Origin of the sequence: Caballeronia sp. SBC1 (assembly GCF_011493005.1) — a bacterium.
GTDB lineage: Bacteria > Pseudomonadota > Gammaproteobacteria > Burkholderiales > Burkholderiaceae > Caballeronia.
In genome coordinates this window covers 983,603-1,001,180 of the sequence record NZ_CP049158.1, presented here as the reverse complement: position 1 = coordinate 1,001,180, position 17,578 = coordinate 983,603, and the positions used below count along the sequence as shown (strand labels likewise).

The following is a 17,578-nucleotide window of genomic DNA, read 5'->3' as shown; positions in this document are numbered from 1 at the left end:
TTTCTTCAATACCCTTGCGGCGGCGGAGGCGGCGGCATCCCGGGCGGCGGTGGCGGAGGCGGTGGTTGCGTCGAATAAACGCCTTGCGGTGGTGGTGCGCTCATCATTCGCCCGCGCATTGGCACCCGGTTACCGTTTGCATACATGCACTGCAGATACGCCTGGTCATAGCGGCGCTGTACGTCATAGGCCGAACCTTGTGCGTTGCTCGCACCAAACAAACTGCCGGCCAGCAAGCCAGCGCCAGCACCTACCGCGGCGCCCGAACCGCCATTGAACGCCGCACCTGCAGCCGCGCCCAGCGCCGTGCCGACTACCGCGCTGCCTACCACGCTATTGGTAGTGGACTGATTGGCCTGGTCGCCGCCAACCTGTCCATATGCAAACTGACGACACGAACCATCGTCCGCACGGAACTGGTCAAAAGTCTTGCCGGTACCAGGAAGGGCCATCACGCTCGGTCCCGTGGGCACCACGGCGCACCCGCCGAGAATGCCGAGCGAAACCCCCATTGAAACGAGTAATGCAAGTCTTGGATACTTCATGACGCTTTGATCTTCCGTTCAAGGATTACTGAGAGTTGCCTGGCTGCGGCGCCACGGGACGCCAGCCGGACGGGCAGTTCTTCACATACGGGTAGTACGCTTTCGATGCATCGCAGTAGTACCAGGAAGCACCGCCCTGCTGTCCGGAGGCATCGGCTGACGGCCCCGGACCCTGCACTTGTCCCTGTTCCACATAGTTGACCGGCGGTGGCGCCGGTACAGCCACGACCGGCGGGTAAGGGTAGTAATACGGAACGGGCGCAACGGGATAGTAATAAGGCACTCCCACCCCAACCCCCACAAAAACACGTGCAGCATCCGCCGGCACGCAGATACAGGCTGCGACCACTGCCGCCGCCGCCAGCGGCAAGCAAGAATTCAGGCGTTTCACGACATTTCTCCCAACCTGGTTTGACGACACGCTCCCCAACTTTTTACCGTAAGCAGATATCGGACCGTCCCGTAATCCGCTGCATTAAAGGAGCACAACTGAACGCTAAATCAGTTGAACACGAAGCGCCATTACAGACGTTACGCGTCATTTTTCCGATCGTTACAAAACAGCGTTTAACGCACTCATTCGCAAGAAAATTGACAGTATTAAGTAATATTTTTCTCACGAAAACTGGCCTGAAAACAGCCGGTCATTCCGGGCGCTTGCAAGCGGAGGAAGGCATTCGCGCAAGCCATCCTGCAGCAGGGTTCTTTCGATTGATAACGATCAGCTCGTCCGATAATTCCGGGCGCGCAGTGTTGTTTACATGAGACGCCGAATCGTCTTCACGCACAAGAGCGGGCGCTCGCGAATATTTGCGCGGAGGGCGACTGGATCGAAGAGAGCGTTCTGACGCGGCTGTGAGCGAGCAGAATCGCGAGGGTAGGGAGCGCCGGTGAAGAACGGTGGCCGGCAGCCCGAGCGAGCAGGCCGGATAAAAACTGCGAGCGCAGCTCCGGTTAGACCGCACCAAGATGCGGATCATGATGCTTGCCCGGCTGTCCGCAAACCCTTGAAATTCGGACAGCCGGTGTCAAGCAGCGCGGTCCTCCTTATTGCCGCGTTCCCGCTCTGATCGCTTCGGCGAACCGCTTGATGTAGACCGGCGATGCATCGCTGATTGCCCAATACACCATGCCGTCCTGATGCCACTCGACGAGCGAATAGCCATCGTCGGATTGTGTGATCAGAGGCGTGGACGACGACGCGCTTTTGCCATCGCTTTTGCCATGATCGTCGGGGAATACGTACAAATCGATCGGATGCTTCAGATACCGGTAGATCATGACGGCAACGGGACGGTGATCCACATAGTCGAGCCGCCCGCCGACCAGCGGAAAGCCTTGCGCCTCGGGATCAACCACGGGCGGCGCATAGTCAATACGCCCGTTGAACCAGGGCTTCACCGTGTGCTGGTCGCTCGACAGCACATCCATCGTGCGAGCCGACATCAGCGCCCGTACATGGCTCGAAACGATCTCCTGTTGCAGGTCCCCGCCACGGGATGGCTGCTGGGTCCAGAGCAGCGTCATGAAGACCAGCGAGCACAAGCCGATCCCCGCGATTCCTCCGCCAATGAACGGCAGTCCCGCCATGCGCCACGACCCGTTCCAGGGCCACAGCGACGGACTTTTCCTGGCTGTTTCTGCTTTCAACCGGGCTTGCACCTGAGCCCGCAAGGATTCCGGAGCACGTTCATAAAGCGAGCCGTCGCGCAGTTTCTCAGCGAGCGATGAGTTGGATCTAGTTTCCACGCTTGGACTCCTCCGGACCGGCGGGTGGTGTTTTGACCAGGCGGATCGCCTGCTGTTCCGACCCGCCCTGTGCCGCGCGTACAGCCGTGCACAAGAGGCGGCGCGCGCGTGAAAGCCGCGACATGACTGTGCCCAGCGGGATGCCCGCCACGGCCGCTACGTCCCTGTAGCTCATGTCTTCCAGTTCACGCAACACGATCACCTCACGATATTCAACTGGCAACGTAGCCAACGCCCGATGCACGAGTTCGGTCTCGTCTTGACGCACGGCGAGCTTCTCCGGATCGTCGCCGCTTTCATCGGCCCAGCCGGGAAGCTGATCGTCGACATTGAGTGAGTCGTCGTAGGGCGTGGCATCCGCGCGGTTATGTTGCCTGCGCCATTCGGTGAACCACGTGTTGCGCACGATCGCCAGCAGCCAGGCGCGCGGATTGTCGCCCTCGTAGCCATCGAAGAAACGAAAGGCTCTCAGGAAGGCTTCCTGCACGACATCGTCAGCGTCCGCAGGACTGCCGCTCAGCCAGCGCGCAAGGTTATACGCCGCGTCCAGATGCGGCAGCATCACCGCGTCGAAGCGATTCGGCGAGTGCTTCGCCATCGGTACTCTCCCTGCCGTGGAACTTTCTGAACGTGCGCCACGCGCCAACGCACATGACGGGTCGCCGGTCGGTCCGCAATGCTGAAATACCGCAATACAAGACGCTGGCTCCCAACTCTACTTACCGGTCAGTCGCCTGATTTATTCCCGATTATGCGAGTTCGGCAAAAAAATATACCCGGAATAAAGCGTCGGACCTCCGAGTTTGATGGGCATGGGGCAATGCATATCCACTTTGCATACCCGTTTCGCACACCCATCCACCAGGAGCCGTTCATGCCCGACCTCGACAAAAAGATTCTCCCGCCCGACCCCCTTACGGCACACGGCGCCAGGCGGCGCACTGCACTCACGTGCATGGCATGGGCCGGTGCAGGCATGCTGTGGACCCTGAACGGCGGCGTGCCGGGCTCGAAGCTGATTGGGGGCACCGCACAGGCTGCCGAAACCGATCGTCATGCGTTCAGCTTCGTGCAGATCAGCGACAGTCATATTGGCTTCAGCAAGGACCCGAACCTCGATCCTGCAAGCACCCTGTCAGAGGCCGTCGACAAGATCCGCGCGAGTTCGGAGAAGCCCAGGTTCATCATCCACACCGGCGACATCAGCCACCTGTCCAAGCCCGGCGAGTTCGACACCGCCACGCAGATCATCCAGAGCGCCGGGCTCGATGTGCACTACGTACCCGGCGAACACGACGTTCTCGTTGACGACGGCGGTTCGTATTTCGAGCGCTTCGCCAAACCTGCGGACCCCAAGTGGTACAGCTTCGATCAGGGCGGGGTGCATTTCATCGGCTTGACCAATGTGCTGGATCTGCGCGGGGGTGGCCTGGGATTTCTCGGCGATGAGCAACTAGCGTGGCTGAAGCAAGACTTGCATGCGCGCACGAGCAGCACGCCGATTGTCGTGTTCGCGCATATCCCCCTCTGGTCTTTGTATCCGCAGTGGGGCTGGGGTACGGATGACAGCGCGCAGGCGCTAGCGATGATGAAGCGTTTCGGCTCGGTCACGGTGCTTAACGGCCACGTGCATCAGGTCGCGCAAAAAGTCGAAGGTGAAATCAACTTCTATTCGGCATTGTCGACCGCTTTTCCGCAACCAGCGCCCGGCACGGCAGCAGGTCCCGGTCCGATGAAAGTTCCCGCCGACACGCTACGCAAGATGCTGGGCGTACGCACGGTCAACTATGTCCCGGGCAAGGCCGAACTGGCCATTGTCGATACACGGCTCAGCGTATGAGCAGCCTTTTAATAGAGCGGAGAACGATGATGAAAATGCCGGACCTTCAAGGCGTATGGATAGCCAAGACCGCTGCCAAAACAATGGCCGCATTATGCTTTGCGGCGGCGCTGGCGGCTGCACCCGTATTCGCCGCCGAGGCGAAGCCGGCCGCTACCGTAGTGATCGACAATTTTTCGTTTAGTCCTGCTCAGTTGTCGGTTGCGGCAGGCTCGACTGTGACGTGGGAGAACCACGACGACATGCCTCATACCATCGTCAACGATGCAACGCCGCGCGAATTCAAATCGGCGCCGCTCGATTCCGGGGAGCACTTTTCACAGACGTTCCTGAAGCCCGGCACGTATAAATATTTCTGCTCGATTCATCCGCATATGACGGGCACGATCGTTGTGAAATAGAAGGGGCTACGAGCTATTGCTGCAGGCCCAGCCGATACCACGTGACCTGCCGGTACGGTTCACCGGGCCGCACGATCACGCTGCCCGCGTCCGCCATGTTGACCTGGTTCGGGAAAGCGCCGGCCTGCAGACACAGGCCGGCGTGCTTCCCGTAACGCCGTCCATGCCGTCCCACAATGCCATCCAGGTGATTGCCGGTATAGAACTGCACACCGGGTGCGCTGGTTCCCATCGTCAACTCGCGGCCACTGCCGGGGTCGTAGAGCCGCACGACGGGCTTGAGCGTGTTGCCGCTTTCACCTATGACATAACAATGATCGAAGCCGCCGGCACGCGTGAGCTGATCGTGCGGCCAGTCCAGCCTTGCACCGACCGGAGCGCTTGCGCGGAAATCGAACGCATGGCCCGCTACCTGCGCGCGGCCTTCGGGAATTAGCGCTGCGTCGACTTCGAAGAATGTGTCGGCATCGATGGAAATCACGTGGCCGCGGATATCGGTCGTTTCGTCACCCGACAGATTGAAGCAGGCGTGGTTCGTCAGGTTGAGCGGCGTAGGCGCATCGGATACGGCTTCATACGCGAGCGTCAGCGTGCCATCGTCGTCAAGCGTGTAGCGTAATGTGGTTGACACATTACCTGGGAAGCCCGCGTCGCCTTCCGGTGACTCATGCGTGAGGACCAGTCCTCCGTCCACTTCCCGGGCGTCCCATAGCGCGCGATGAAAGCCCGCCGCGCCGCCATGCAGCAGGTTGTCGCCCTCGTTGCGATCAAGCGAATACGCAACGTTGTCGAGCGCGAAGCGCGCGTTCTCAATGCGGTTTGCCCAGCGTCCGATCACGCCGCCCAGATAAGCACGGCCGGCGAAATATTCAGCGGGCGTGTCGTGACCCAGCAGGACATCTGCCACGCGGCCCGCGCGATCGGCGGTATTCCACGAGACCAGCGTCGCACCGAGATCGCTGATCGCGACGCGCATGCCGTGCACATTGCGCAGCGTGAACAGACGCGCCACATCGCCGCCGGGCAACTCACCCCAGCGTTCGACACTGACGCGCGCGGAGCCGGGGCGGAGAGGGGTGGGCATATCGGAGAGATTCATGAAGAGCGGGGATCAGCCGGGTTGTGCGCAGGGCGCGACCGGCAGGCGCTCCTGATATTCGCGCGGCGTACAGTCCAGCTCGCGACGGAACACGGCGTACATGTATTGCAGCGATGTGAAGCCGCAGCGGATGGCGACTTCGGCGCTGGATAAATCGTGACGCGCGAGGAGTTGCTTCGCAATCTCGAGTTTGTGATTCAGTATCTCCTGATGCACGGTGCAGCCGAGTTCGCGGCGGAAGTGATCCTCCAGCGACGAGCGCGATACACCCACGTAGTCGGCCACCTGTTCGGTCTTGATGCCCTGGCATCCGTATTGCCGGATGTAATGGCGGGCACGCATGACATAGGGGCTCGACACCGGTTGATGACGCGTTGATTCGAGCACGTTGATGCCCACTGGCGGCACGAGGATGCGCCTGCCGTGAAAGCGCGCGCCGCCCAGCATCTGGTGCAGCAAATGAGCAGCGGTTCGGCCCATTTCCTCGGTTCCCTGGATCACGGAAGACAGCGGAATGCGCGTGAGCGAGCGGGTCAGGGGATCGTTGTCTATGCCAATGATGGCCACTTGCTCGGGTACGGGAATACCCGAGATGAGACACGCCTGCAACAGATGCCGCGCGCGGGCATCGGTCACGGCGATCACGCCAACGGGCTTCGGCAGGCTCTCGAGCCACGAAGTCAGTTGGGCGCTTGCCTGACTCCAGACCGGCGCGCTGGTCGGCAGGCCGCGATGAATATCCGCCTCCAGCCCATCGGCTGCGAGCAGCGCCTTGAAGGCCAGTTCACGTTCTTGCGCCCAGCGGTTTTCGGGCGCTTCAGGCAGGCTGTAAAGTGCAAAACGCTGCAAGCCTGCACCGATCAGATGCGTGTACGCAAGCGACATCAGCTTCGCGTTGTCGGTCGCAATATACGGCAGCCTGGCTGGATAACACGCCGGGTCCGCATAGGACGAACCCACGGCGACCACGGGCAGTTGCGAATCTCCAAGTGCTTCGGCCACCGCCGGATCGTCGAAATCCGCGATGATGCCGTCGCCTTCGAAGCGTTCGATGCCGTTTAGCCGGCAGCGAAAATCTTCCTCCAGGAAGAGATCCCATGCGACGCGCGTGGACAGCAAATAATTGCCTATACCGGTAATGACCTCGCGGTCATACACCTTGTTCGCGTTGAACAGCAGCGCGATCCGGTGCGAAGCTTGAGCGGTCTGTGGTCGTGTCATCGAACTCCGGATGGATGCATACCTCGCTACTGCAGTGCCGCGATATGTCCATCGTCTCCGTTGCAGCGCAATATGCGCCTGTTTTTTTACGGGATCTTTTTAGCGTTTGCTGATTCTAGGCCAGCGCATCCGCCAACCGCCAGCCTGATTATGACTTAGCTTCAGAAACACCATGAGCGCTGGCGGATTTCGCAATTGCCCGGTGAGCGACGATGCTGGCAGCATGGTGTCACATTAAAAAGAAGGAGACGCTCATGTCGTATTTCGAACATTTGCCGGCCGTGCGTTATGAAGGCCCGCAGTCCGACAATCCTTTTGCCTTTCGTCATTACGATCGCGACAAGCTGGTCCTCGGCAAGCGCATGGAGGATCACTTGCGTCTCGCCGTTTGTTACTGGCACACGTTCGTATGGCCCGGCGTGGACATGTTCGGGCAGGGCACCTTTCACCGGCCGTGGCAGCAACCCGGCGACGCAATAGAACGAGCCCACGTGAAAGCCGACTCGGCGTTCGAGTTCTTCTCCAAACTGGGTGCGCCGTATTACACCTTCCACGACACGGACGTCGCGCCCGAAGGTGACAGCATCAAGCATTACGTCAACAACTTCAAAGGCGTCACGGACTATCTGGCGGCGAAGCAGGAGCAAACCGGCGTCAAGTTATTGTGGGGTACGGCGAACCTGTTCTCACATCCGCGATACGCTGCGGGAGCCGCGACCAATCCCAACCCTGAAGTGTTTGCGTTCGCGGCCACTCAGGTGTTCCAGGCGCTCGAGGCCACGCATCGGCTTGGAGGTGAGAACTATGTGTTGTGGGGCGGCCGCGAGGGTTATGACACGCTGCTGAACACCGACCTTAAGCGTGAGCGGGATCAGCTTGGGCGTTTCCTCAACATGGTGGTAGAGCATAAGCACAAGACGGGTTTCAAGGGTGCGTTGCTGATCGAGCCGAAACCGCAGGAGCCGACCAAGCACCAGTACGACTACGACGTGGCAACGGTCCACGGTTTTCTCGCGCAGTTCGGTTTGCAAAATGAAATCCGCGTGAACATTGAGGCGAATCATGCAACGCTCGCGGGACATTCGTTTCACCACGAGATTGCGACGGCTTACGCGCTCGGCATCTTTGGCAGTGTCGATGCGAATCGTGGTGATCCGCAAAACGGTTGGGATACCGACCAGTTTCCGAACAGCGTTGAAGAGCTGACGCTGGCGCTGTATGAAATCCTGAGGCACGGCGGCTTCAGCACAGGGGGCATGAATTTCGATGCGAAGGTACGGCGTCAGAGCGTGGCGCCCGAGGACCTGTTCTTCGGGCATATAGGCGCGATCGATGTCATAGCGATCGCGCTGGAACGGGCAGCCACCCTGGTCGAGAACGACAAGCTTGCCGAATTCAAGACCCAGCGTTATGCAGGCTGGGACACGGAATTTGGCCGCAAGATCCTCTCTGGCGGTTACTCTCTGGAGTCGCTGGCGATCGATGCGCTGGGACGTCGTGTTAACCCTCAGCATGTGAGTGGACAACAGGAGCAACTCGAAAATATCGTGAACAGAGCAATTTATAAGTAACGCGCTTGCCTATGAAAATCATTAAGCGCCCCGGCTGATTTCGCAATTGCGCCTAATGCGAATAAAGGCCCAAGCTAACGACAAAATCAAGAAACGACCTTCATCAAAACCGACGACCGCGAACACGTATTCGCGGCGCAAGCAGTAGATTCCGCCGACGTCTCCTCTCTCGCACATGCGTTGCCCTGACCGGCCGCGCAGGGAGACGTATCGGCTAGTCAACCATAAAAAGGAGTGAGACATGAAGTCTGCAAAACGCCGCGCCGTACTCGGATCGCTAGTCTGTGGAGCGATGTTCGCCAGTTTGACCGTGCTTCCTTCTCTCGCTTATGCGAGCAAGGACAAGCCTGAAATTGGCTTCTGTATTGACGACCTGCGGGTTGAGCGCTGGTCGCGTGACCGGGATTATTTTGTCGCCGCCGCCACGAAGCTGGGCGCCAAGGTGTCCGTGCAATCGGCTGACGCCAGCGAAGAACGGCAGATATCGCAGATTGAAAACCTGATCTCGCGGGGTGTCGATGTCATCGTGATCGTGCCGTTCAATTCGAAAACCCTCGGCAACGTGGTGGCCGAAGCGAAGAAGGCAGGCATCAAGGTGGTGTCGTACGATCGACTGATCCTGGACGCGGATGTGGACGCCTATATCTCCTTCGACAACGAAAAGGTCGGCGAGATGCAGGCACAGGGCGTGTTCAATGCGCAGCCCAAGGGTAACTACTTCATGCTCGGCGGCGCGCCGACCGACAACAACGCGAAGATGCTGCGTGAAGGGCAGATGAAGATCCTGAAGCCAGCCATTGATCGCGGCGACATCAAGATTGTCGGCCAGCAATGGGTGCCGGAATGGAGTGCCGCGACCGCGCTGCGCATAACCGAAGATGCGCTGACCGCGAACAACAACAAGATCGACGCCATTGTGGCGTCCAACGACGGCACGGCGGGTGGCGCTATCCAGGCGCTTGCCGCGCAACACCTCGCTGGCAAGGTGCCTATCTCCGGTCAGGATGCTGACCTTGCGGCGGTCAAGCGTCTGGTGGACGGCACGCAGACCATGACCGTCTATAAACCGCTGAAGCTGATTGCAGGCGAAGCGGCCAAACTGGCGGTGGACCTCGCAAAAGGACAGCAACCCGCCTATAACGCGAAATACGACAACGGCATGAAGCAGGTCAACACCGTGTTGCTGCAGCCGACGCTCCTGACGAAGAGCAATGTCGACACCGTGATAAAGGACGGCTTCTATACACAGGCCCAGTTGGCGGGGAATTGACACGTCTTTAGCGTCATGCCGGGCGTGAGGGCCTTAAAGCGTACGAGCAAGTGTGTACGGGACCTTCACGCTGATTCACTGTCCAGGAAAAAACCGCATGGCAAACGCGCTGCTGGAAATGCATGGCATCGTCAAGACGTTTGGCGGTGTGAAGGCGCTCGATGGTATCGACCTCGTGGTCTCGCCCGGGGAATGCGTTGGTTTGTGCGGCGAGAATGGCGCGGGCAAATCGACCCTGATGAAGGTGCTGTCCGGGGTTTATCCGCATGGCACGTGGGAGGGAGAAATCTGCTGGGAGGGAGAACCTTTACGCGCGTCTACTATCCGCGAAACGGAGGATGCCGGCATTGTCATCATCCATCAGGAATTGATGCTGGTACCGCAGTTATCTGTGGCGGAGAACATCTTCCTCGGCAACGAAATCACGCTGAGCGGCGGCCGCATGAACTACGCGGCAATGTATCAGCGAGCCGACGAATTACTGCGCGAACTGAACATCAGCGGCATCAATGTGGCTCAGCCCGTGATGAATTACGGCGGCGGTCATCAGCAACTGATAGAGATTGCCAAGGCGTTGAACAAGCGCGCGAAGTTGCTGATCCTGGATGAACCATCGTCGTCCCTGACCGCCAGCGAAATCCGGATCTTGCTGGACATTGTGCGTGACCTGAAGAAGCGCGGCGTAGCGTGTGTGTACATTTCTCACAAGCTCGACGAGGTGGAAGCGGTCTGTGACACCATCACCGTGATCCGGGACGGCAAGCATGTCAGCACGCAGCCCATGAAGGATCTGAGCACCGACAGCATCATTTCCATGATGGTAGGCCGGGAGATCAAGAACCTGTTCCCGCGCGAGCCGCACGACATTGGCGAAGTGATTTTCGAGGCACGCCACGTCACCTGTTTTGATGTGACCAACGCGCGGCGCAAGCGCGTGGATGACGTCTCGTTTTCGCTGCGCAAGGGAGAGATTCTTGGCGTTGCCGGCCTGGTCGGCGCAGGGCGGACCGAATTGATGCAAGCAATCTTCGGCGCTTACCCGGGTATCAGCGAAGCGGAGGTTTATCTGAACGGCAAGCGCCTGAAGATCAAGACGCCGGCCCATGCGATCGACGCCGGTATCGGCATGGTGCCCGAGGACCGCAAGCGTCACGGCATCGTGCCGCAACTCGGCGTGGGACATAACATCACGCTTGCCGTGCTGAATCGTTTTGCGAAGGGTGGCCGCATTGATTCCGCTGCCGAACTCGACACGATCCACACCGAAATGAAGCGGCTCTCCGTGCGCGCCGCCACGCCTATGTTGTCCATCGCGAGCCTGTCCGGCGGCAATCAGCAGAAGGCCGTGCTGACCAAGATGCTATTGACCGACCCGGCAATTCTTATCCTCGACGAACCCACGCGGGGCGTCGATGTAGGCGCCAAGTTCGAGATCTACAAACTCATGTTCGCGCTGGCCCGGCGCGGCGTGTCGATCATCGTGGTGTCGTCGGAACTCAATGAAGTGCTTGGCGTGAGTGACCGCGTGCTGGTCATAGGTGAGGGCCAACTGCGTGGCGACTTTATCAATGAAGGGCTCACACAAGAACATATCCTGGCGGCGGCTATCCGCGCGACCCCACAGACAAACTCTTTTCAAGCGAGCGTCGCATGACTCCTGACGTCACCTCGTCGCCCAAACGCGGCGCCACCGGCGGCGCCAGCACCACATCCGGGCAGCGCTTCAAGCAGCTTTTCACGCGTTACAAGTTGCTGGCGCTGTTGCTTGCGGTCACCGTCATCTGGATCTTCTTTTCCTTCCTTACCGATGGCGCGTTCGTCACGCCGCGCAATCTTTCGAACCTGCTCCGGCAGATGTCGATCACCGGCATGCTCGCGTGCGGCATGGTGTTCGTGATCATCTCGGGCGAGATCGATTTGTCGGTTGGCTCGTTGCTCGGTCTGCTCGGCGGCGTGGCCGCTATTCTCGATGTCTCGCATCACTGGCCAATCCAGTTCACCGTGCCGGCGGTAATGCTGCTCGGCATCGCGATCGGCATGTTCAACGGCTGGTGGTCGACTTATTTACGGGTGCCGTCGTTCATTGTCGGGCTTGGCGGCATGCTCGCGTATCGGGGCGTTCTGCTGGGTGTGACCGGCGGTTCGACTATCGCGCCGGTCTCCAGCAACCTGGTGTTCATCGGCCAGGGATATTTACCGCGCATGGCGGGCAATGCGCTTGCAATCGTACTGTTCGCGTTGCTGGTCGCGTTGACCGTGCGCCAGCGGCAGAACCATTTGCGTTACAGCTTGCCGGTAGTGCCGCTGTGGCAGGACGGCGTGAAGATTGTCGCGGCCGGGCTCGTACTGGTTGCGTTCGTGACCACGCTGAACCAGTACGGCGGAATTCCCGTGCCGGTATTGTTGCTGCTGGCGTTACTCGGTATTTTCACCTATATCGCTACGCAGACCGTATTCGGGCGGCGCATTTATGCGGTTGGTTCAAACCTCGAAGCGACCCGTTTGTCGGGCGTGAATACGAACCGCGTGAAGTTGGTGATCTTCGCGTTGATGGGCCTGATGTGCGCGCTTGCCGGGTTGGTCAACACGGCGCGGCTCGCGGCCGGGTCGCCGTCGGCGGGAACAATGGGTGAGCTCGACGCCATTGCCGCGTGCTTTATCGGCGGCACGTCCATGCGCGGTGGATCGGGAACCGTCTATGGCGCGTTGATCGGGGCGCTGGTCATGGCGAGCCTGGACAATGGCATGTCGATGCTCGACGTTGATTCGTATTGGCAGATGATCGTGAAGGGCGGCATTCTCGTGCTCGCGGTGTGGATCGACGTTGTGTCGGGCTCTAACCAGCGCTAACCAGAAGTGACCAACGCTAGTCAGCGTTGGCGCCGGGTTTTTCCATGGTGGTTTGACCGGAGGGCAGGTGTCACAAAACTTGGCGCATAATCCGAGCACCGAACGAGCAAGATCCGGGAGACGATATGCTGACCAAGAGCGAAGAACGCGTTGCGCACCTTCTCACCGACGTAGTCGACTTTGCACGGGGACGGCTGCCAGAGCCCGCGTTCAATGTCGTTGAACCGCTCCTGCGTCACTACTACGAGCTTGCTGATCCAGAAGACATCCAGAGCCGCGACATAGCCGATCTCTACGGCGCGGCCATGGCGCACTGGCAGACGGCGCAAAAATTCACCACGGGCCGCGAAGTCCTGCGGGTATACAACCCCAACCTCGAACAACACGGCTGGCATTCCGATCACACGGTAGTCGAGATCGTCAACGACGACATGCCGTTCCTCGTCGACTCCGTCACGATGGCGGTCAACCGTCTTGGCCTGGCGATGCATTCCGCCATTCATCCGGTGTTCCGGGTCTCCCGCGACGCAAGCGGGGCGATCACGCGTATCGCGCTGGGTCACGTCGACGGCGCCGATCCGCAATCGCGCCTCGAATCGTTTATTCATTTTGAAGTGGACCGCTGCGGCGAGGCTGCCAAGCTCGATGAGCTTCGCAGCGACATTGCTCGCGTGCTCGGCGACGTACGCGCTTCGGTGGAAGACTGGCCGAAGATCCTTGAGGTGGCACGCGCAACCATAGGCGAAATGAAAGCGCGTGAAACTAGCGCGGACGGCGTGGAAGCACGCGCGTTCCTGGAATGGATGGTGGCGGATCATTTCACCTTCCTCGGACACCGCGACTACGAGCTCATTACGCAAGATAGCGGGTTTGCACTGCGCGGCGTGCCGGGCTCCGGCGCGGGACTATTGCGCGAAAGCCTGCGGCCGCCCGCAGCCGATAACGTCACGCCATTGCCTCCGGCCGCAGCGGCCATCATCAACGGCTCCGCACCGATTTTTCTCACCAAGGCCAATTCGCGGGCGACCGTGCACAGGCCCGGTTATCTGGACTACGTTGGTGTGAAGCGCGTCGGCGCGGATGGCAAGGTGATCGGGGAGCGGCGGTTTATCGGCCTGTACACGTCCACCGCGTATCTGGTTCCCACGTCCGAGATCCCGATCGTGCGACGCAAATGCGCGAACATCATCAGGCGTGCCGGCTTTCTCGCCAAGGGGCATCTGCACAAGTCGCTAGTGACCGTGCTCGAACAATATCCACGCGAAGAACTCTTCGAAGCGGATGAGGACGACTTGTTCGACATCGCGCTCGGCGTGCTGCGTTTGCAGGAGCATCAGCGAACTCGGCTCTTCGTGCGGCGAGACCGGTTCGACCGCTTTGTCTCATGTCTCGTTTTCGTATCGCGCGACAAGTTCAATACGGACCTGCGCAAACGCATCGCGAACGTGCTCATGGAAGCGTTCAACGGCAAGAGCATTGAGTTCACGCCGCTGCTGTCGGAGTCTCCGCTGGCGCGCATCTATATCACGGTGCGTTCCGATAAAGGCGCCATGCGCGAAGCCGACACGCGCGAACTCGAGCAACGGATCGTGCAGGTTGCGCGCCGCTGGCAGGACGATCTCGCGGACGCACTGGTCGACGGCTTTGGCGAAGAGCAGGGCAACCGGCTCCTGAATCGATACGCAGATTCGTTCCCCGCGGGTTATCGCGAAGATTATCCGGCTCGGACGGCGGTGCGCGATATCGAATTGATCGAGCAGACGCAGGTGAGGGCGGGCGGTCTCGCGATGAGCCTTTACAGGCCGATTGAAGCGGGGCGGCGGGCGTTTCGATTCAAGGTGTACAGGGTGGGTGACCCGATCGCGCTGTCGCATAGCCTGCCAATGCTGGAGCATCTTGGCGTACGCGTGGATGAAGAACGGCCTTATCGCATCGAGCCGCTAGGTGCGCCGCATGCGTGGATACACGACTTCGGCCTGGAGCTTGCGGACGACGTGGAGTTCGACATCGACCGCGTCAAGGAGCTGTTCGAGAACGCATTCGCAAGCGTCTGGACTGGCGAAGTCGAGAACGACGGTTTCAACCGGCTGGTCTTGCGCGCGCAACTCGGTGCCCGCGACGTCACAATCCTGCGTGCCTATGCCAAGTACCTGCGGCAAGTGGGGTCTACATTCAGCGACGCCTATATAGAACGCGCGCTCACCGGCAACCCGGCGATTGCGCGCAAGTTGCTTGAACTGTTCCTGGTGCGCTTTAATCCGGCTCTTCCCGGTGCAGTCGGCGATAACCCTCAAAGTCGTGATCTTCGTGACACCCGCACGCAGCATGTGCTTGCCGAAATAGAAGCCGCGCTCGACAAGGTACCGAACCTCGACGAAGACCGTATCCTGCGGCAGTTCCTGGGCGTCATCAACGCGACGGTACGAACCAATCATTTTCGTAAGGATGCCGAAGGTAATCCAAAACCTTACCTGTCATTCAAACTCGATCCGTCGATGGTGCCGGGCCTGCCCGAACCCAAGCCGATGTTCGAGATATGGGTCTATGCGCCGCGCGTTGAAGGTGTGCACCTGCGTGGCGGCAAGGTGGCGCGAGGGGGGTTGCGCTGGTCGGATCGACGGGAAGACTTTCGCACGGAAGTGCTTGGCCTGATGAAGGCGCAGATGGTCAAAAACACTGTGATCGTGCCGGTTGGATCGAAGGGCGGCTTCGTGGTGAAGAACCCGCCGCCGATCACGGACCGCGAGGCCTTCGCGCGTGAAGGCGTGGCGTGCTACCAGATGTTCCTGCGTGGTCTGCTGGATGTAACCGACAACCGCGTGGCCGACGCTATCGTGCCGCCGCCGGATACCGTGCGCCATGATCCAGATGACCCCTACCTCGTCGTCGCCGCCGACAAGGGCACGGCCACGTTCTCCGACTATGCAAACGCAATCGCCCGCGAATACGGCTTCTGGCTGGACGACGCGTTCGCTTCAGGCGGTTCGGTGGGCTACGACCACAAGAGGATGGCGATCACTGCGCGCGGCGCGTGGGAGTCGGTCAAGCGCCATTCGCGCGAGATGGGCGTGGATACGCAGACAACGGATTTCACCGTGGTCGGTATCGGCGACATGTCGGGTGATGTGTTCGGCAATGGCATGCTGCTTTCGCGTCATATCCGCCTGATCGCGGCGGTCGATCATCGTCATATCTTCCTCGATCCGAACCCCGATACCGCCGCAAGTTTCAACGAACGCGAGCGGCTGTTCGCGCTGCCGCGATCAAGCTGGGCAGATTACGACGCCACGCTGATTTCAGCCGGAGGCGGAATATTTCCGCGTACCGCGAAAACGATCGCGTTGTCAGCGCAAGTGCAGGCCGCGCTTGGTGTGACGGCAGCGACGCTTGCACCGAACGAGTTGATCCGCGCGATCCTGCTGGCGGATGTTCATCTGCTATATAACGGCGGCGTGGGCACGTACGTCAAGTCGACGCGCGAGACGGCTGCGCAGGTCGGCGATCGAACTAACGACGCGGTGCGCGTCAACGGTTCCGAGCTGCGCTGCAAGGTAGTAGCCGAAGGCGGCAACCTGGGCGTGACGCAGCTTGGCCGGATCGAATACGCGCAGCACGGCGGGCGTATCAACACGGATGCCATCGATAATTCCGCAGGCGTCGACTGCTCCGACCACGAGGTGAACATCAAGATCCTGCTGGGCCTTGTGGTGGCTGACGGCGAGATGACCGAAAAGCAGCGTAACGCGCTGCTTGCCGAAATGACCGATGAAGTCGGCCTGCTCGTGCTGAAGGATAACTACGCGCAGACGCAGGCGTTATCGATTGCGAACCGCTACGTGGCCGAGATGCTCGACGCCGAAGCGCGGCTGATGCGCTGGCTCGAACGCGCGGGCCGGTTGAAACGCAAGATCGAATTCCTGCCATCGGACGAGGATATCGCCGAACGTCAGTCGGCTAAACAAGGGCTCACGTCACCCGAGCGCGCCGTGTTGCTCGCTTACAGCAAGATGTGGCTATACGATGAACTGGTCGCCTCCGATGTCCCCGAGGACGTGCTCGTCGCAGGCATGCTGCCCGACTATTTCCCGTTGCCCTTGCAAGCTCGTTACAGCGAACCGATGCAGCGTCATCCGCTCAGACGTGAAATCCTCGCCACGCACCTGACGAATGCGCTGATCAACCGAGTTGGCTGTACCTTCGTGCATCGATTGATGGAGGAAACCGATGCGCGTCCGAGCGAGATCGTGCGCGCCTGCATCATGGCGCGCGATGTATTCGATCTGAACGAAATCTGGAGCAGTATCGATGCGCTCGACAATCGCGTTGCGGACGAAGTGCAAGCGAAAATGTTCGTCGATGTCGTGCGTTTGCTCGAAGGCGCGACGCTCTGGTTCCTGCGCCATTTGAAGGTATCGACGGAGGACGCGAGTCTTGCGGCCGAGCGTGTCGCGCGTTGTCGTGATGCCGCGCAGAGGCTTGCGCCGCAGTTGCCGAATTTGCTGCCTGCCGACGAACTCGACGGATGGACCGAACGGCGTCGCGTGCTGGAAGAGGCGGGAGTTGAAGGTCCGCTGGCGGCCCTGGTGGCGAGCGGCGGGTTATCGACTGCCGTGCTGGACAGTGCCGAAGTGGCGGCGAGTTGCGACCGTAGCCTCGAGACCGTCGCGAGCGTTTATTTCACCATAGGCACGTTGCTGAACTATGGCTGGATCGCGGAACGCGCGATGGCGTTGCCTGCATCCACTCACTGGGACCTGCTGGCGCGGGCGGCTGCCTTGGAAGAACTGGCGCGACTGAAGCGCGCGTTGACGATCAGCGCGCTTGAACAAACACGCAATATCGATACGCCTGAAGTAATCGTTGAAAACTGGCGATGCAGACGGGAAGCCGCGGTCGAACGTTACGGGCGTTTGTTGGCGGAATTGCGTGCAACGAGCGGTGCGAGTCTTTCGATGCTGCTCGTTGTGGTCCGCGAGATAGCGACGCTGGAGCGCACGTAGTTGCGTGGGCTGGAGTTATTGAAATGACTCCA

Annotated in this window: 13 protein-coding genes; 7 read left to right on the top strand and 6 right to left on the bottom strand. The window is 60.0% G+C overall.

The annotated features are described in order from the left end of the window. Positions 1-5: 5 nt before the first annotated feature. From SBC1_RS31310 to SBC1_RS31295, 4 genes are all read right to left on the bottom strand, one after another. Positions 6-545: a YMGG-like glycine zipper-containing protein gene (locus SBC1_RS31310; RefSeq protein ID WP_165104206.1), complete on the bottom strand. Its 540-nt coding sequence runs from the start codon at positions 543-545 to the stop codon at positions 6-8. A gap of 25 nt (positions 546-570) precedes the next feature. After that, complete coding sequence (locus SBC1_RS31305; RefSeq protein ID WP_370469669.1) at positions 571-936, bottom strand: hypothetical protein; 366 nt, start codon at positions 934-936, stop codon at positions 571-573. 656 nt (positions 937-1,592) lie between these two features. After that, positions 1,593-2,294, bottom strand: a complete 702-nt coding sequence (locus SBC1_RS31300) for an anti-sigma factor (protein ID WP_165104201.1) — start codon at positions 2,292-2,294, stop codon at positions 1,593-1,595. Further along, positions 2,284-2,892, bottom strand: coding sequence for an RNA polymerase sigma factor (locus SBC1_RS31295; RefSeq protein WP_165104198.1), 609 nt, complete (start codon positions 2,890-2,892; stop codon positions 2,284-2,286). The genes SBC1_RS31300 and SBC1_RS31295 overlap by 11 nt, the downstream gene beginning before the upstream one ends. Before the next feature lie 276 nt (positions 2,893-3,168). Here SBC1_RS31295 and SBC1_RS31290 point away from each other — a divergent pair, with 276 nt between their 5' ends. Both SBC1_RS31290 and SBC1_RS31285 read left to right on the top strand, forming a co-directional pair. Then, positions 3,169-4,134 (top strand): metallophosphoesterase, encoded by a 966-nt coding sequence (locus SBC1_RS31290; protein ID WP_165104196.1) that lies wholly within the window; start codon positions 3,169-3,171, stop codon positions 4,132-4,134. A 26-nt stretch (positions 4,135-4,160) separates the two neighbouring features. Further along, positions 4,161-4,535 (top strand): cupredoxin family copper-binding protein, encoded by a 375-nt coding sequence (locus SBC1_RS31285; RefSeq protein WP_165104194.1) that lies wholly within the window; start codon positions 4,161-4,163, stop codon positions 4,533-4,535. Positions 4,536-4,548: 13 nt separating this feature from the next. On the opposite strand, the gene SBC1_RS31280 is transcribed toward SBC1_RS31285, so the two are convergent. Next, positions 4,549-5,634 carry an aldose epimerase family protein gene (locus tag SBC1_RS31280; protein WP_165104192.1) on the bottom strand — a complete coding sequence of 362 codons (1,086 nt, stop codon included), beginning with the start codon at positions 5,632-5,634 and terminating at the stop codon, positions 4,549-4,551. A gap of 12 nt (positions 5,635-5,646) precedes the next feature. Then, positions 5,647-6,855: a DNA-binding transcriptional regulator gene (locus SBC1_RS31275; protein WP_165104190.1), complete on the bottom strand. Its 1,209-nt coding sequence runs from the start codon at positions 6,853-6,855 to the stop codon at positions 5,647-5,649. 254 nt (positions 6,856-7,109) lie between these two features. Between SBC1_RS31275 and xylA the strand changes: the two genes are divergently transcribed. The 5 genes from xylA to SBC1_RS31250 all read left to right on the top strand — a co-directional run bounded on the left by xylA (position 7,110) and on the right by SBC1_RS31250 (position 17,546). After that, positions 7,110-8,426, top strand: coding sequence for a xylose isomerase (xylA, locus tag SBC1_RS31270; protein WP_165104188.1), 1,317 nt, complete (start codon positions 7,110-7,112; stop codon positions 8,424-8,426). 241 nt (positions 8,427-8,667) lie between these two features. Further along, positions 8,668-9,696 carry a D-xylose ABC transporter substrate-binding protein gene (xylF, locus tag SBC1_RS31265; protein WP_165104186.1) on the top strand — a complete coding sequence of 343 codons (1,029 nt, stop codon included), beginning with the start codon at positions 8,668-8,670 and terminating at the stop codon, positions 9,694-9,696. 97 nt (positions 9,697-9,793) lie between these two features. After that, positions 9,794-11,350: a D-xylose ABC transporter ATP-binding protein gene (gene xylG, locus SBC1_RS31260; RefSeq protein WP_165104184.1), complete on the top strand. Its 1,557-nt coding sequence runs from the start codon at positions 9,794-9,796 to the stop codon at positions 11,348-11,350. Continuing rightward, entirely contained in the window at positions 11,347-12,546 is a 1,200-nt protein-coding gene (locus SBC1_RS31255; protein WP_165104182.1) for a sugar ABC transporter permease, read from the top strand. Before xylG ends, SBC1_RS31255 begins: the two co-directional genes overlap by 4 nt. Before the next feature lie 125 nt (positions 12,547-12,671). Beyond that, positions 12,672-17,546 (top strand): NAD-glutamate dehydrogenase, encoded by a 4,875-nt coding sequence (locus SBC1_RS31250; RefSeq protein WP_165104180.1) that lies wholly within the window; start codon positions 12,672-12,674, stop codon positions 17,544-17,546. Positions 17,547-17,578: the final 32 nt, after the last annotated feature.

Bases quoted from the DNA above. Each gene is read 5' to 3' on its own strand.
- SBC1_RS31310 (WP_165104206.1), bottom strand. From the start codon at position 545: ATGAAGTATCCAAGACTTGCATTACTCGTTTCAATGGGGGTTTCGCTC.
- SBC1_RS31295 (WP_165104198.1), bottom strand. From the start codon at position 2,892: ATGGCGAAGCACTCGCCGAATCGCTTCGACGCGGTGATGCTGCCGCAT.
- SBC1_RS31290 (WP_165104196.1), top strand. From the start codon at position 3,169: ATGCCCGACCTCGACAAAAAGATTCTCCCGCCCGACCCCCTTACGGCA.
- SBC1_RS31285 (WP_165104194.1), top strand. From the start codon at position 4,161: ATGATGAAAATGCCGGACCTTCAAGGCGTATGGATAGCCAAGACCGCT.
- SBC1_RS31280 (WP_165104192.1), bottom strand. From the start codon at position 5,634: ATGAATCTCTCCGATATGCCCACCCCTCTCCGCCCCGGCTCCGCGCGC.
- SBC1_RS31275 (WP_165104190.1), bottom strand. From the start codon at position 6,855: ATGACACGACCACAGACCGCTCAAGCTTCGCACCGGATCGCGCTGCTG.
- xylA (WP_165104188.1), top strand. From the start codon at position 7,110: ATGTCGTATTTCGAACATTTGCCGGCCGTGCGTTATGAAGGCCCGCAG.
- xylF (WP_165104186.1), top strand. From the start codon at position 8,668: ATGAAGTCTGCAAAACGCCGCGCCGTACTCGGATCGCTAGTCTGTGGA.
- xylG (WP_165104184.1), top strand. From the start codon at position 9,794: ATGGCAAACGCGCTGCTGGAAATGCATGGCATCGTCAAGACGTTTGGC.
- SBC1_RS31255 (WP_165104182.1), top strand. From the start codon at position 11,347: ATGACTCCTGACGTCACCTCGTCGCCCAAACGCGGCGCCACCGGCGGC.
- SBC1_RS31250 (WP_165104180.1), top strand. From the start codon at position 12,672: ATGCTGACCAAGAGCGAAGAACGCGTTGCGCACCTTCTCACCGACGTA.